The 14,035-nt window shown below is 61.7% G+C and carries 14 protein-coding genes and 1 pseudogene; 5 read left to right on the top strand and 10 right to left on the bottom strand.

Going from position 1 to position 14,035, the window contains the following annotated elements; all coding sequences use genetic code 11:
• Nucleotides 1–102: 102 nt before the first annotated feature.
• Nucleotides 103–291, top strand: a complete 189-nt coding sequence (locus tag HUK84_RS04405; RefSeq protein WP_176639173.1) for a YqaE/Pmp3 family membrane protein — start codon at nucleotides 103–105, stop codon at nucleotides 289–291.
• Between the two features lie 345 nt (nucleotides 292–636).
• Here the strand turns inward: HUK84_RS04405 and HUK84_RS22820 are convergent, their stop codons facing one another.
• From HUK84_RS22820 to HUK84_RS04390, 4 genes are all read right to left on the bottom strand, one after another.
• Nucleotides 637–960 carry an HAD family hydrolase gene (locus HUK84_RS22820; protein ID WP_218064210.1) on the bottom strand — a complete coding sequence of 108 codons (324 nt, stop codon included), beginning with the start codon at nucleotides 958–960 and terminating at the stop codon, nucleotides 637–639.
• The gene (locus tag HUK84_RS22815) at nucleotides 947–1,312 is read right to left on the bottom strand and encodes an HAD family hydrolase (protein WP_218064209.1); all 366 of its coding nucleotides are present in this window, start codon (nucleotides 1,310–1,312) and stop codon (nucleotides 947–949) included. Before HUK84_RS22815 ends, HUK84_RS22820 begins: the two co-directional genes overlap by 14 nt.
• A 117-nt stretch (nucleotides 1,313–1,429) precedes the next feature.
• Nucleotides 1,430–1,765, bottom strand: a complete 336-nt coding sequence (locus HUK84_RS04395) for a cupin domain-containing protein (RefSeq protein WP_176639172.1) — start codon at nucleotides 1,763–1,765, stop codon at nucleotides 1,430–1,432.
• Nucleotides 1,762–2,310 (bottom strand): cysteine hydrolase family protein, encoded by a 549-nt coding sequence (locus HUK84_RS04390; RefSeq protein WP_176639171.1) that lies wholly within the window; start codon nucleotides 2,308–2,310, stop codon nucleotides 1,762–1,764. Before HUK84_RS04390 ends, HUK84_RS04395 begins: the two co-directional genes overlap by 4 nt.
• Nucleotides 2,311–2,404: 94 nt before the next feature.
• Between HUK84_RS04390 and HUK84_RS04385 the strand changes: the two genes are divergently transcribed.
• On the top strand, nucleotides 2,405–3,349 hold the full coding sequence (locus tag HUK84_RS04385) for a GlxA family transcriptional regulator (protein ID WP_176639170.1): 945 nt from the start codon (nucleotides 2,405–2,407) through the stop codon (nucleotides 3,347–3,349).
• Between the two features lie 211 nt (nucleotides 3,350–3,560).
• The gene (locus tag HUK84_RS04380; protein WP_176639169.1) at nucleotides 3,561–3,755 is read left to right on the top strand and encodes a hypothetical protein; all 195 of its coding nucleotides are present in this window, start codon (nucleotides 3,561–3,563) and stop codon (nucleotides 3,753–3,755) included.
• Here HUK84_RS04380 and ppk2 read toward each other — a convergent pair.
• The 6 genes from ppk2 to HUK84_RS04350 all read right to left on the bottom strand — a co-directional run bounded on the left by ppk2 (nucleotide 3,722) and on the right by HUK84_RS04350 (nucleotide 12,538).
• Nucleotides 3,722–4,561 (bottom strand): polyphosphate kinase 2, encoded by an 840-nt coding sequence (gene ppk2 / locus HUK84_RS04375; RefSeq protein WP_176639168.1) that lies wholly within the window; start codon nucleotides 4,559–4,561, stop codon nucleotides 3,722–3,724. The genes HUK84_RS04380 and ppk2 overlap by 34 nt on opposite strands.
• Nucleotides 4,562–4,645: 84 nt before the next feature.
• Nucleotides 4,646–6,172, bottom strand: a complete 1,527-nt coding sequence (locus HUK84_RS04370) for an efflux transporter outer membrane subunit (RefSeq protein WP_246285381.1) — start codon at nucleotides 6,170–6,172, stop codon at nucleotides 4,646–4,648.
• Between the two features lie 137 nt (nucleotides 6,173–6,309).
• Nucleotides 6,310–7,434 (bottom strand): ABC transporter permease, encoded by a 1,125-nt coding sequence (locus HUK84_RS04365; RefSeq protein WP_176639167.1) that lies wholly within the window; start codon nucleotides 7,432–7,434, stop codon nucleotides 6,310–6,312.
• A 2-nt stretch (nucleotides 7,435–7,436) separates the two neighbouring features.
• Nucleotides 7,437–10,190, bottom strand: a complete 2,754-nt coding sequence (rbbA, locus tag HUK84_RS04360; protein WP_218064211.1) for a ribosome-associated ATPase/putative transporter RbbA — start codon at nucleotides 10,188–10,190, stop codon at nucleotides 7,437–7,439.
• Between the two features lie 212 nt (nucleotides 10,191–10,402).
• Entirely contained in the window at nucleotides 10,403–11,401 is a 999-nt protein-coding gene (locus HUK84_RS04355; protein ID WP_176639165.1) for an HlyD family secretion protein, read from the bottom strand.
• A gap of 369 nt (nucleotides 11,402–11,770) precedes the next feature.
• Nucleotides 11,771–12,538, bottom strand: a complete 768-nt coding sequence (locus HUK84_RS04350; RefSeq protein WP_176639164.1) for an SDR family NAD(P)-dependent oxidoreductase — start codon at nucleotides 12,536–12,538, stop codon at nucleotides 11,771–11,773.
• Between the two features lie 150 nt (nucleotides 12,539–12,688).
• Between HUK84_RS04350 and HUK84_RS04345 the strand changes: the two genes are divergently transcribed.
• Nucleotides 12,689–13,588, top strand: coding sequence for an AraC family transcriptional regulator (locus HUK84_RS04345; protein ID WP_176639163.1), 900 nt, complete (start codon nucleotides 12,689–12,691; stop codon nucleotides 13,586–13,588).
• Nucleotides 13,589–13,732: 144 nt separating this feature from the next.
• Nucleotides 13,733–14,035: pseudogene (locus tag HUK84_RS04340) on the top strand (N-acetylmuramic acid 6-phosphate etherase); the annotation flags it as partial.

Genomic DNA, 14,035 nt, shown 5'->3' with positions numbered 1-14,035 from the left:
CTCTGACGGCTTGGCGCGCGGCATGGCTTGCCGCCCCGCGCGGCGTCGCCTAAACCGGTCGGGCCGGCGGCCGGCCCCGCCATCCAGCGTTGAGGACCATCGATGCGCCTGCTTCTCGCCCTCGTGCTCCCTTGGCTTCAGTTCTTCACGATCGGGCGCCCGGTCGCGGGGATCATCTGCCTGCTGTTGCAGATCACGGTCATCGGCTGGATTCCCGCCGCGATCTGGTCGGTCTACGCGCTGAGCCAGTACAAGACCGACCGGAAGATCCGCGACGCCATGCGGGGCTGACCGCGCGCCGCCACTTGCGGCCGTCTTTCCGCGTCACATGGTCCTGACCAGGTTTTCCGCCAGCCACGCCCGGATATCCGCGGTCGAACACATCCAGCCGGCGCGCTTGCGCCAGGCGCTGGGCTACTGCACGCCGATGGCGGTCCGGGAAGACAGCCTGGCCACAGCGATGCCTGGGGAGAAAGGATCCGCAGAGCCAGATCGTCCAACTTAGATTCGGCCATCTCTGGTCCTCAGGATGGGGGCCATTTCGGTATTGGCGACACAGTCTGTCTCAAAGGAATGCATGGCCTCTCGGGATTCCGGGGCGAAATCGGTGCAGATGCGCGCGGAGCGGATTTTGTATTACTTCAATATTTCGAAGAATGATCGCTCGTTTTCATAGAGATCATCAAAATCTCTATACATCACGACACCAAAATTTTCCAATAATTTCTTCTTCCCACTATTAATTCCAAAAAATTCATACCCCAGATTACGGGCGGTTGTCAGATCCCAAACACCGTCACCAATCGAAATAACACGATGGGGTTTTTGCCCTCCATTTGCGGCGGAACCGAGTTCGACAGCACGGTCAACGATTTCTTCACGCGTCTCGAATTCAGATGCTGTAACCAATATTTCTGACTCACCATCGAGACCGATCACTGAAAGCTTATGCAAAAGCACCGTAGCGCAGACTTCCCGTCGCGAATACGACAATCCAACCTTGCTTACGCACATAGTCAATGAAGCAGCGCGCACCTCTGATCTCGGAGAAGGGCGTTTTCCTAACGGCTTCATCGTAAAAGCGTGCATATTCTCTTTCAAGTCGAAGCATATCTGCCTTCCCTCCAAGATTGGCCTCTTCCCATGCTTCGATCAGAATTGCACTATCGGAGTGATGCCTATAACTGCTCCAATCGGTTCGAAGTGCGGGAAATTTGAAATTTTGTAAAGCAGATCCGAATGCAAACTGATGCACGCTTACGCTGTCCGTCAATGTACCATCGATATCAAAAACAATAACGTTTTTTTTCATTATGTTAATTCTCCATCATTATCATGAAATCATCAGAAGATTCCTCATGCTGGAGAGAGACGCGCCCCTCGTTTTCGAGTCGATCCATACCGGGCAGTCCAGAAGTTCGCGCGATGCTCATATACTGTCCTTCCGTTCAACGACGAGAATCCGTGCAGCCCTCAGCGGGATCGCCTTGTGCTCATCACCCTCGCGAGCACGGAAAATATCGCCAGGTTCCAGGCGGAACACTTGTTCTCCACCGGAATGCCGCAGATGCATTTCAACCACCCCGTCGAGCACTGCGAACACTTCCGGACCGTCGTTCACGTGCCAGACATAGGGATGGTCGGTCCAGTGGAGACGAACGGTGACATCGGCGAAGCTCTCGAGCTCCAGCGCATCCCATGCCTTGCTGCCAGTGTAGTCTCCAGCCCGGATGACGCGGGCGATGGTGGCTTCGTTGTCGTTCATGTTCCGAGGCTTTCATCCGTAGACAGCACAGTCGCATAGACGAAGGACAGCGCGGCCATATAGGCGGCGTGGACATGAACCGCAGGAACTGCGACCCCATTGAACGCGAGGTCGCGGGTGGCAACGGCGTCGTGGATCAGAGTCACCTCATAGCCGAAATCCACCGCCGCGCGGACAGTCGCGTCGATACAAACATGGCTCATCGCGCCGAGGATCGTCAGTATCCTGATGCCCTTCTCATCAAGCAGCGCTTTCAGAGGCGTATCCCGAAACGCGTTCGGGTGATGCTTGAGCACCACCGTCTCACCCTTTCGCGGCGCGACGATGGCGTTAATGTGCGCGCCGTCCGACCCTGGCGCGAAAAACGGCGCATCCACCGTGGGAAACTCGTGCCGGATATGAATGACCGGCAATCCCCTCTCCCGGAAGGCCGCCAGCACGCGTGCCGCATTGGCGGCGGCTTGCTCGATACCGACCAGCTCCCAACGCCCGCCGGGGAAATAATCGTTCTGGAAGTCCACGATGATCAGGGCCTTGTCCGTCATATCCGCTTCCTTTTGCTCTGATGCGGCCAGAATAGCGGCGCCGTGACCGCCGCCCCAGTGGCGGGAAAGACAAAATCATGGTCATATCCGACACATGACGACACAGCCGCCGCATGAAATCGTTCTCGTCGCCTATCCCGGCGCGCAGCAGGCCGCCTTGCACGGCATGGCCGATCTGTTCGCCGTCGCCGACGAACGGGCCCGAACGCATTTCGACCGGCACGGGCCGTTGCTCCGCGTCACGACAATCGCGGAGGACCGGCGCCCTGCCACGGCGCCTGCCGTGATCATCCTTCCCCCTGCCCTGAGCGGATCACCCGTACCCGAGACAATGGGCGGCCTTCTGGCATGGATGCGAACCTGCCACACGAACGGCACGATCCTTGCTGCCGTGTGCGCCGGCACGTTCCTGCTTGCAGCCACCGGCTTGCTCGACGGTCGGCCAGCGACAACGCATTGGCAGTCCGCCGAGCGGCTGCGGGCCTTGTATCCGACCATCCGTGTCGATCCCGACCGGCTGCTGGTGGACGACGGCGACATCCTGACCGTCGCGGGCGTGATGTCCTGGCCCGATCTTGGTCTTCGCCTCATCGAAAAACTGCTGGGACCGGCCGTCATGGCCGAGACGGCGCGCGACCTTCTGATCGATCCACCGAGGCGCGACCAGCGCCATTACCGGCAGTTCGTCCCGGTTCTCACCCATGGAGATCGCGCGATCCTGGCCGTCCAGCACTGGTTGCGCACGGATGCGGCCCGCGAGGCAAGCGTTGCAGAAATGTCCCGCGTTTCGGCGCTGGGAGAACGGACTTTCCTGCGCCGCTTCCGTAGGGCGACCGGAATTGCGCCGAGAGAATATGCCCAGCATCTGCGCGTGGAGCGCGCACGGGACCTTCTGGAAACGACCGTGCTCTCATTGGACCGGATCGCGTGGGAGGTCGGCTATCAGGATGTCGGCGCATTCAAGAAGCTTTTCCTTCGGCTCACGGGCCTCTCTCCCGCCGAATACCGCGAACGGTTCATCGTCAGGCCGACTTCCTGACGGTTGCTTCCTCCAAAGCAAGCACGACCCGTCGGGGCAACTGACGATCGCGGTGGGTCATCAGGGGCTGGATACACCCATTTACGATGCCTGCACCAAGAAATCAGTCTTCCTGCCTTGCTTCATTTCCAATCGCAAATATTCTCTTGAAAATTCCTTAATATTGAAGGCCAGCCTTTCCTATTGCGCATAGGAAGAAGACACCCTTGAGATGGACGCGATAGAGGGCATCGAACGCGTCTTCGGTGGTGTTCTCGATGCTGCCATGATGCGCGGTGCCGGCATTGCTGACCAGACAGTCGAGCGGAATCCGGCAACACAAGCCCATGCGGAGATGATCGCGCTGATCGGTAGTCTGGCGAGGGCGCCCCGTCAAAACAATTCGGGAATCAGCTTGGATGTGTAATCGGGTTCGACGTAGCCATTGGCCTTGTCGCGTTTCGGAAGTTCGACCTTTCGGCGCGGCGTCTTGTCATAGGGGATCCGTCCCAGCATATGTGTGATGATATTGAGGCGTGCGCGCTTCTTGTCGTCGGATCGGACCATGTACCACGGAGCCCACCCCGTATCCGTTTTTTGGAACATCTCGTCACGCGCGCGCGAATAGGCATGCCAGCACGAGTAGGATTTCAGATCCATTTCGGAGAGCTTCCATGTCTTGCGCCCGTCATTGATCCGGGATTCGAGACGCCTGGTCTGTTCGTCGCGACTGACCTCGAGCCAGTATTTCAGGAGAATGATTCCGGAATCGACCATCGCCCGTTCGATCAGGGTTACGCCCCTGAAAAACGCCTCGACGTCCTTCTCGGTGCAAAAACCCATGACCCGCTCGACGCCGGCCCTGTTGTACCAGCTTCGATCGAAAATTGCGATTTCCGATGCTGCCGGCAAATGCGCCAGATAGCGCTGCACATACATCTGCGACTTTTCCCGCTCGGTGGGCGCCGGCAGCGCCACGACCTGGAAGGTGCGCGGACTGACCCGCTCGGTGATCGCCTTGATCACACCGCCCTTTCCGGCACCGTCGCGACCTTCGAAGACAATGCAAATCTTTTTCTTCTCGCGCCGGACCCACTCCTGGAGCTGCACGAGTTCGACATGGAGCCGCGCCAGTTCCGCCTCGTAATCTTTCCGGCGCAGCTTTTCCGTTCCAGGGGAACCGTCCTGGCTGAGCGTGGCGTCGGAGGCTGAAGATTTTTCGGTCTTTCCCATGAGTTTCTCCCCTCGGAGGATCTGGAGGCGGTGGCGTGGACCACGAACCTCGGTGCCATTTCGCCACGCGTTAAGAGCGACCTGTCACCAGATGGGCTTTCGCAGAATCGGGGCGTTACCAGCCGGGGTTGGGGGCGCCAATTCGTCCGTCGCCGGCGGCGGGTGGGCCGGCAGCAATTTTCCCCAGTTGGTACGACGCGCCATTTCGGCTTGCATGGCTTCGGGTATGATCGGCTTTCCCTCCCCGACCTCCCACCCGCCGCCCAAAGCCTTATAAAGCGCGATGAGATAGGTCGCGATGGAGGATTGCGTATCGGCCAGCCTGTTTTCCGCCTGCAGAAGAATCCGCTGCGAATCGACGACGCGCTGATAATCCTCGGCTCCTTCGCGATACCGTGTCAGCGACAACTGCACCGAGCGTTGCCCGGCCTGCACGGATCTTTGCGCATTGATTGCGCTGTCCTGCGCCTTGAGAAAACCGATCAGCGCATCCTCGACCTCGCGCTGGGCCTTGAGCACGGTATCTTGGTATGTGACGGCCGCCTGTTGAAAACGCGCGTCCTGCGCCCGGACGTTATTCGTTAGCCGTCCGTAGTTCAGAATGGGCCATCTGAAGCCCGGCCCGGTCGTGAAGAACCGGCTGCCGGGTGCGAGGAAGGTGGACATGCTGCTGCTTTGCACGCCGATTTCGCCGAAGAGCGTGAACCTTGGATAGAGGTCTGCCTTGGCGACACCGATGCGCGCGCTCTCCGTCGCCGCTCTCAACTCGGCCGCCCGGATGTCCGGCCGCCGCCGCAGCAATTCCGCCGGTATTCCGACCGCCACCTTGCTGGATGCCGTCGGGATGTATTGCGGGCCGTACAGCAACGCGTCGACGCTGCCCGGGGGGCGCCCCAGCAGCGTGCTGAGAGCGTTTTTTGCCTGCTGTTCGCTGGATTGCAACGGCGCGATATCGGCAAGCGTGCTCTCCAGCAATGTGCGTGCCTGGCTGGCGTCGAGTTCGGAGGTGGCACCGTTGCGAAAGCGCGACGTGGCGATGTCCAGGCCCTCTCTCTGGACGCGAGCGTTCTCGCGCGTGATCTGAATGAATACCTCGTAGGTGCGTATCATGGCGTAGGTGCGTGCGACCTCGGCAGTGAGCGAGACCAGTGCGTCGTCATAATCCGCGACCGTGGCGCCCATGTTGGCGTCGGCGGCCTCGACATTGCGCCGGAAGCGCCCCCAGAAATCCAGTTCCCAGCTTGCGTCGAAGCCGAGAGCGAAGCTGGCGAAGGAATGCTGGAGATTGGCCTGGTTGGCAAGACGCGAGCTGAGCAGGTTTTCCTGCGCAGCGCCGAAGCCCTCTTGCGTTTGTGGATACATGCTGCCGATTGCGACGCCCAATTGCGCCCGGGCCTCCAGAATCCTGAGGCCGGCAATCTGGACCGGCAGATTCTGCGTCGCGGCGATCTGGATCAATCGGTCGAGCGTCGGATCGTTGAACGTTCGCCACCAGTGACTCATCACGTCGCCCGTGGTTACGACCCGCGGATCGGTGCTTTCGATCCAGTTGTTCTGAATTTCGGGTTTCGGCGCGGCGAAGTCGGGCCCCACGGCGCAGCCATTCAGCATCAGCGCCACCCAGAACGCCGCAATTCCGCCCCCGAGCACGAGAGGCGCGTGGCGAGTCGCGCGGGCTGCATTCCGACGATCGCCCATCACCCGCCGCTCTCCGTCACATGGCGTTGCGCCGTTCATCGCTTTCGGTCCTACTTCGTCACGGCTATCGATTTTCGAAACAGTGCCAGGCTGTAGACAAAGAACGCCAGGCCGATTGCGCCGACCATTGCGAATTGACGCCAGACGGCGTCGATTCCGCCACCGCGATAAATGATCTTTTGGGAAAAGCTGACGAAATGACGCGATGGAAGAAAGAAGGTCATGTACTGGAGCCAGGTCGGCTGGCTTTCGACAGGAGTGGATCCGCCGGAAAGAAGTTGCAGCATGACGTTGACAAAGATGATCAGAAGCGCGAATTGCGCCATCGAACGGGAAATCGTGCCCAGGAAGAGACCCAGCGCCGTCGCGAAAAACAGGTAGAGCAGAACGCCCAGGAACCACAGGGAAATCGAGCCGGCAAACGGCACGTGCAGCGCCTTCATGACGATGAGATAGAGGGACAGCGCCGTTGCAACCAGAATGACGAGACTGTTGGCCCAGACTTTTGCCATTGCGATCTCGAAGGCCGTCAGCGGCATCACGAGCAGATGCTCCAATGTTCCGTGCTCGCGCTCGCGGATCACCGCGGCGCCGGTCAGGACAATCGTGAGCAGCGTGATCTGATTGATGATCGCGACGACGCTCGCGAACCACGATGTCTCTCCGTTGGGATTGAACAGCCGGCGAATGACCAGATTGATCGCCGGTTGCGCCGATGCGTCGGAGCGCCTGAAAAAGCTGGAAATGCGATCGCCGATTATATTTTTGATATAGCCGCCGCCGATGGCGGCCTGCTGCATGGCGGTCGCGTCGATGTTCAACTGCACGTCGGGGTGGCGCCCCGCGCGCAGATCGGCTTCGAACCTCGGTGGAATCACGACGACGAACATGAACCGTCCCTCGTCCATCGCGGTTTCGACGTCCGCCGCGGCGATCGCCTGGGGCGTCTGGAAGCGCGGCGGATAGAAGGCATCCATCAATTGTCCGGACAATGCGGACCCGTCCTCGTCGGTAAAGGCGATCGACGCGTTGTTGACCTCGCTGGATGTGCCGGTGGCTTGAGCGTAGATCGCGCCGGTGAACGAATACGCGACGAAGAAGATCATCACCAGGTCGCTGCCGACGCTTCGCAATTCCTTGATGCCGAGCCAGAAAATGTTGATGAGCGAGGACACCGCTACTTCTCCTGCTTCCTGAGTATGAGCGCGCTCACGGTCCAGAGAACGGGAATGCAGCACCCGAGGAAAATGACGTCCTGCATCAGGAGGTCCGCGCCGAGGCCCTTGGTGAAGGCGCCCTTGCTGGCATGCATGTAATAGGTCGTGGGCCAGATCGTCCCTACGAACCGCGCCCGGCCCGCGAGCGTCGAGACGGGCTGCAGGAAGCCGGAAAACTGTATGGTGGGCAGAAGCGTGATGATCGTCGTTACGAAGACGGCGGCGACCTGGCTGCTGGTGAAGGTTGAGATGACCATGCCGATGCCCGTCGTGGCGACGACGTACAGCAATGTGCAAAGCGTCAGGACCAGAAAGCTGCCTTTGAGCGGTACATCGAAGACGATGAGGGCCATCGTCACCAGGACGGCATAGTTCATCATGCCGATCGCGATATAGGGAAGCTGCTTGCCCAGGAGATATTCGAGCCGGCCGGTCGGCGTCACGTAGAAATTGATGATCGAGCCCAGTTCCTTCTCCCGCACGACGCTGACCGCCATCAGGATCGCCGGGATGAGGATGAGCAGGATCGGCGGGATGCTGGGCACCATCGCATAGACGCTTTCGAACGTCGGGTTGTACATATAGCGGTCCTGGAAATTTGCGGTGTATTTCTGCGGGGGGATCTCCAGCCCGCTTGGGGGATTGCGCAGGATCTCGTCCTGGACGCCTTGAACATATTGCGCGATGGTTTCGCCACGGAACGTGTCCGCGCCGTCTATCTCGGCAAGAACTTCCGGCCTTGAATCCCTGCGGAGATCCCGGCCGAAATTAGGAGGCATCTCCAGAACGAGCGAGATCCTGTCCGACTGCATGCGCGCCAGCGCATCGCCGGCCGAGCGGACCGGAAGCATCTGCGTGAAATATCGCGGCGTGCCCTCATATTGTTCGAGATAGGTCCGGCTTTCAAACGTCTGATCGAGATCGAAGGTCGCATAACGAATATGTTCGACGTCCGTGGTGATCCCGAACCCGAAGATGAGCATCAGCAGGGCCGAGCCGACAAAGGCGAAGGCCAGGCGGACCGGATCGCGCAGGATCTGCATCGTTTCGTTGACGCTGTAGGCGAGCAGCCGCGCCAGACGCAATGAAAGCCCGGAGGGCGCCTCATGCGGCGGCGCGGCGGCTGACGGCGATCCGCCGATGTCCGGCTTCGCCTCGCCCTGCGCGCCGGACGCCGCCTCTCCGATCGCATCCTCCATATAGGCGATGAAGGCGTCTTCCAGGGTGGTAGCGTTTTGCGCCTCGATCAGTTTCCGCGGCGCGTCGGCGGCGAGGACCCTGCCCGCATGCATGAGCGAGATTCTGTCGCACCGCATTGCCTCGTTCATGAAATGCGTGGTCACGAAAATCGTAACGCCCTGCCGGCGCGAGAGGTCGATCAGCAATTCCCAGAAACTGTCGCGTGCAACGGGATCGACGCCCGACGTCGGTTCGTCCAGAATGAGCAATTCCGGGCCATGCAGGACAGCGACCGCCAGCGACAGGCGCTGGCGCAAGCCCATGGGCAACGCGCCGGCCAATGCGTCGAGATAGGGGCCGAGCCCGAATTTCTCGACAAGCTCGTCGATCCGTGCCTTGGCCCTGTCGGGCGGCATGTGATAGAGGCGCGCGTCGAGAACGAGGTTCTGCCGGACCGTAAGCTCGCCATAGAGCGAGAATGCCTGCGTCATGTAGCCGATGTTCTTTCGCACCACGATGCTGCCGGCATCGACCGACTGACCAAACAGCCTGGCGCTGCCCTCGGTCGGCGGCAGCAATCCCGTCAACATTTTCATGGTCGTGGATTTGCCGCAGCCATTGGAGCCGAGAAAGCCGAAAATCTCTCCACGCTCGATCGTCAGGGAGACATGATCGACGGCGACGAAGCTGCCGAAGCGCCGCGTCAGCCCCTCGGCGTCAATGGCGATTTCGCGCTTGCCGGCCGGCCGCGGCGGAATGGCGAGATCGACGTGGCCGGTGCGTTTTTCCTCGGGCAACAGGGCGATGAAGCATTTTTCGAGGTCCGTCGTGCCGGTTCGCGCCATCAGTTCCGCGGGGGTGCCCGTCGCGAGAACACGTCCGGCGTCCATGGCCACGATCCAGTCCCATTGCTGGGCCTCGTCCATGTAGGCCGTCGAGATGATGACGCTCATGCCGGGGCGCCCGGCGCGGACCTCGTCGATCAGCGCCCAGAACTGCCGACGAGACAGCGGATCGACGCCGGTCGTCGGTTCATCGAGAATGAGCAGGTCGGGGTCGTGCACCAGCGCGCCGCAGAGCCCCACCTTCTGTTTCATTCCACCCGACAGCTTGCCGGCGGGACGGTCGGGAAAGGGCGCAAGCCCCGTGCCGTCCAGCAATACCCTGATGCGGGCCAGGCGCTCGGCGGCGGTGAGGCCAAAGAGCCGGGCCATGAAATCGACGTTCTCTTGTACGCTGAGCTCGAAATAGAGATTCTTGCCCAGGCCCTGCGGCATGTAGGCGATCCGCGGGCATACCTCTCGCCGGTGCCGCGGATCCGCGATGTCCCCGCCCAGGACGATCACTTTGCCCCGTTGCATCTTCTTGGATCCGGCGATCAGCGCCAGGAGCGTCGATTTGCCGACGCCGTCCGGCCCGATGATGCCGACCATGCGCCCGGCGGGAATATCGAGGGAGAGCCCATCGAGCGCCGCGACCCCGCCATAGCGATGGGTGACGTCCTGTATGGACACCACCGGCACGCTGGCGGACATGGCAGGCGACGCATGAGGCGCAGTGTCTGACATGGATTGGTTCTCTGGCGTGTTACGGCGGCATCGTCGCCGTCGTGACGCTTCGTTGGTGTTTATTGCCCCGGCGCCTGGAGAATTTCCACTGAACCGGGGATCAGTGGAAATGCCCTACATCGTTATTTTATCGCGCAGTTTCACCCGTTCAAACGAATCCGTTCGAACGGGACCGGCCTCTATCCTCCGTTTTTTACGGGAGATATGGCGTGCTCAAGCGAGGCCGGCCAGGCGGTCGCTTGATCTATTTTCACGTAGCCGACGCCCCGCACGCCGGTCTTGACGACGTCGATATAGGACTCCACCGTCTGCTCAGGCACGCGGATCTTGACCCGGAACATCAGCTTCTCCCGCTCACTGCGGGTCTCGACCTGTTTGGGTGTGAACTGCGCTTCGGGCGACACGAAGCTGACATATCCCGCGACGGGGCGATTGGGGAGAACGTCGAGCACGATCCGCGCCTCGGCGCCGATCTTCACCTTCGCCGCCTGCTCCGACGGGAGGAATATTTCCATGTACACGTCGTTCAGGTTTACCAGCGTCAACGCCTTACCGCCCGGCCCCAGGACCTCGCCAACTTCGACCAGCCGATAGAGCACTCTTCCCCTGACCGGCGATTTCAGCGTTGCATCGTCAATTCGGGTTTGGATCGTCGACACCTGGGCCTCGGCGACTTTGACCTGTTGTTCAATCGTGCGTAACTGGGCTTCGTTTTCCTGAAGGCCGGCCGTCGTGGTCTGTACCGCCGTCCTGCGGACGTCGAGTTCCCGTTGCGAACCGGCACGTTCCGCGACGAGCGCGCTACTGCGCCTGACCTCGATATTGGCGAGATTGATCTCGCTTTGCGTCTTGATGATCGCAGCCCGGACCACGGCCACTTTTTCCTGCGTCGCCGCGACGTTCAACTTTGCCTCTTGAAGCTGCGCCTGCAATGTGGACGTATCCAGCAGGACCAGAACCTGGCCCGGGTTGACCAGATCGCCCTCATCGGCGCGGATTTCCTGCACCCGGAGCGCTTCCTTGGCGGTGATATCGACGAGTTTTGCCTCGATCCGTCCGTTACCCGATGCGATTCCCTTCGGCAGCGCCGACTGCATCTGCTGCCAATATTGGTAGCCGAAATAGGAGGCGACCAGAACGACGGCCGCCACTATCCACAGGAGCGACTTTTTCGACATCGCCGCGAATCCTCCGGGGATGATTTTCTCTGCAGGGCAAGCCGGCTGCCGTTCCCTCCTGCCTTGACGCGATTGGGCCGTCTGTCCTCGGCCTCGACGCAAAAGCTTGTATCGGCAGGATGAGTTTCCGTGCGCCTTTCACGATTTCGAGTTACCTGGAGCGTTTTCACCAAACATCGGTTCGGGAAATGCTCCAGGTTATTATTTATCGCGCATCTTCACCCGTTCAAACGCGTCCGTTTGAACGGGATCCGCTCTGATTTGTCGGAAAACGAAACGCCGCCCAAATCCGCCCCCAGCGCTGGTCCGCCGGACCCGATGGATGGCGCCTCGGACAGTCGGAGACGCCGACGGGCGGGCCTTGGACGATCAGATCGACATGCCGCCGGAGACTTCGATCCGCTGGCCGTTGACCCAGCGGTGGTCCTCGGACAGCAGCGAGGCGACCATCGGTCCGATATCGTCCGGCAGGCCGGCGCGGCCGAGGGCCGTCATATCCGCGACCCGCCTGTTGAATTCGGGGTTGTCGCGGACCAGGCCGCCGCTGAAATCGGTCTCGATCGCGCCGGGTGCGACGACGTTGACCGCGATCCGGCGCGGGCCCAGTTCCTTGGCCATGTATCTGGTCAGGATTTCGACGGCGCCCTTCATCGTGCCGTAGGGCGCGCGGCCGGGCATGATGACGCGCGTGAGGCCGGACGAGATGTTGACGATCCGGCCGCCATCATTGATGAGCGGCAGCAATTTCTGCGTCAGGAAGAAGACGCCCTTGAGATGGACGCGATAGAGGGCATCGAACGCGTCTTCGGTGGTGTTCTCGATGCTGTCATGATGCGAGGTGCCGGCATTGTTGACCAGATAATCGAAACGCTGTGCGCCGAGGCCGGCCAGCGTCTGCCGCACGTCCTGCACGAAATCGCCGAAGCCCGCCGTATCGCCGGCATCGAGTTGCAGGGCGACGGCCCTGCGTCCCGCTTCGGCGGCCAGGGCGGCGACCTGTTCGGCTGCCGCCCGATCGGCGTGGTAGGTGAAGATCGCATCGACGCCGCGCCTGGCGAGGTTCAGGACGATGTTGCGCCCCAGTCCCCGGCTGCCGCCGGTGACGAGCGCGATTTTACCTGTGGTTTGACGGGTCATGGTTTTTCCCTGGAAGCTGTTCCGGTGAGGCTGTTCCGGTGCCGAGCCTATGCGCCGGGCCCCTGGTTCGGCCATGCCGGAACCCGCCCATTTCTTGCCTGATTCCACCTCGGCGCTTACATTCGGGGCCGCCACGACCAGGGCTGTCCCATGGATGAACTCTCTCGATTACGCGACGCCGTCGGCACATGTTTCGCGTGCCACGGCAATGCCAGTCCGCTTTACACCGCGATCGATGGCCTGATCCTGCTGCGGTCGGCGGCCGAGCGGAATCCGGCGCATATCCTGCACAAACCCGCGCTGTGCATTGTGGTGCAGGGCGCGAAATGGACCAGTTTCGGCGCGCTTCGGCTGGAGTACCGGACGGGCCAGGCCATGGTCGTCAGCGTCGAGATGCCGGGGACGAGCCAGGTGGTCGAGGGCGGAGAGGGCGCGCCCTATCTGAGCGTCGTGATCGAGCTGGACCGGGCGATCATGCGCGAGGTCTTCGAGCGCATGGAGGCGCCGCCCGTGCCGGACGACCGCGCGGGGGCCTTCGTCCTGGAGTTGGACGACGCGCTTGTGGGGTGTGCGGCGCGGGCGGTCGGATTGCTGCGCGAGCCGCGGGCGATTCCCATCCTCTATCCGGCGGTGATGCGCGAAATCTGCTATCGCCTGCTGGCCGGGCCGCACGGTGCGGTGCTGTCGCGCCTGGTGGTCGGGGTCGATCGCGATCGCCGCCTGGTCGAGGCGATCCATGCGCTGAGGGAGAAATTCGACCGGGTGCTGCGCGTCGACGACCTGGCGGCGGCGGCAGGGCTGAGCCCGACCGCGTTTCATCGCCAGTTCAAGGCCCTGACCGCGATGACGCCGATGCAGTTCCAGAAACAGATCCGGCTGATGGAGGCGCGCAGGCTGCTGCTGTCGGGCGGCATGTCGGCGGAGGCGGCGGCCTTCGCGGTCGGCTATGCCAGCCCGTCGCAATTCAGCCGCGAATATCGCCGGATGTTCGGATTGCCGCCCGCCCGGGACGCGTTGCGGCTTTCTGACCCGCCCGGCGCGACGGCGTGAAGGGAACGATCCGCATGGGGACGGACCTGTCGGGGCACGTGGCGGCGTATTTGGACGTGGCGCGGGCGTTTTTGGACGTGGCGCGGCCGTCGGGCCATAAGGGGGGATCGTGACCCGAATGGCGAAGGACTTGCGGATATTCCGATGAACGACATCAGCGACGCGACCGGCATGGGCGGGACGGAAGGGCAGGATCCGCGCTTTGCGGAGATCGATCTGTGGCCGACTGCGTCGATCCTGGAGGCGCTGGCCGAGGCGCAGATGAGCGCCGTTGCCATGGTGCGGGCGGCGATCCCCGAACTGGAGCGCGTTGTTGCCGCGGCCCTGCCCCGGCTGCGCGCGGGTGGCCGGCTGTTCTATGTCGGGGCCGGCACGTCGGGGCGGATCGGCATGCAGGACGGGGTGGAACTGACCCCGACCTTCGGCTGGGCGCCGGAGCGGCTGGTG

This window comes from Nguyenibacter vanlangensis (assembly GCF_013376155.1).
In the GTDB taxonomy this organism is placed as follows: Bacteria; Pseudomonadota; Alphaproteobacteria; order Acetobacterales; family Acetobacteraceae; genus Gluconacetobacter; species Gluconacetobacter vanlangensis.
The sequence above is the reverse complement of the archived record's forward strand: the minus strand, read 5'-3'. Positions and strand labels throughout refer to the sequence as shown.

Bases quoted from the DNA above. Each gene is read 5' to 3' on its own strand.
- rbbA (WP_218064211.1), bottom strand. From the start codon at position 10,190: ATGTCCGCCAGCGTGCCGGTGGTGTCCATACAGGACGTCACCCATCGC.
- ppk2 (WP_176639168.1), bottom strand. From the start codon at position 4,561: ATGGGAAAGACCGAAAAATCTTCAGCCTCCGACGCCACGCTCAGCCAG.
- HUK84_RS04385 (WP_176639170.1), top strand. From the start codon at position 2,405: ATGACGACACAGCCGCCGCATGAAATCGTTCTCGTCGCCTATCCCGGC.
- HUK84_RS04345 (WP_176639163.1), top strand. From the start codon at position 12,689: ATGGATGAACTCTCTCGATTACGCGACGCCGTCGGCACATGTTTCGCG.
- HUK84_RS04405 (WP_176639173.1), top strand. From the start codon at position 103: ATGCGCCTGCTTCTCGCCCTCGTGCTCCCTTGGCTTCAGTTCTTCACG.
- HUK84_RS04355 (WP_176639165.1), bottom strand. From the start codon at position 11,401: ATGTCGAAAAAGTCGCTCCTGTGGATAGTGGCGGCCGTCGTTCTGGTC.
- HUK84_RS04370 (WP_246285381.1), bottom strand. From the start codon at position 6,172: ATGCTGAATGGCTGCGCCGTGGGGCCCGACTTCGCCGCGCCGAAACCC.
- HUK84_RS04390 (WP_176639171.1), bottom strand. From the start codon at position 2,310: ATGACGGACAAGGCCCTGATCATCGTGGACTTCCAGAACGATTATTTC.
- HUK84_RS04350 (WP_176639164.1), bottom strand. From the start codon at position 12,538: ATGACCCGTCAAACCACAGGTAAAATCGCGCTCGTCACCGGCGGCAGC.
- HUK84_RS04395 (WP_176639172.1), bottom strand. From the start codon at position 1,765: ATGAACGACAACGAAGCCACCATCGCCCGCGTCATCCGGGCTGGAGAC.
- HUK84_RS22815 (WP_218064209.1), bottom strand. From the start codon at position 1,312: ATGAAAAAAAACGTTATTGTTTTTGATATCGATGGTACATTGACGGAC.
- HUK84_RS04380 (WP_176639169.1), top strand. From the start codon at position 3,561: ATGGACGCGATAGAGGGCATCGAACGCGTCTTCGGTGGTGTTCTCGAT.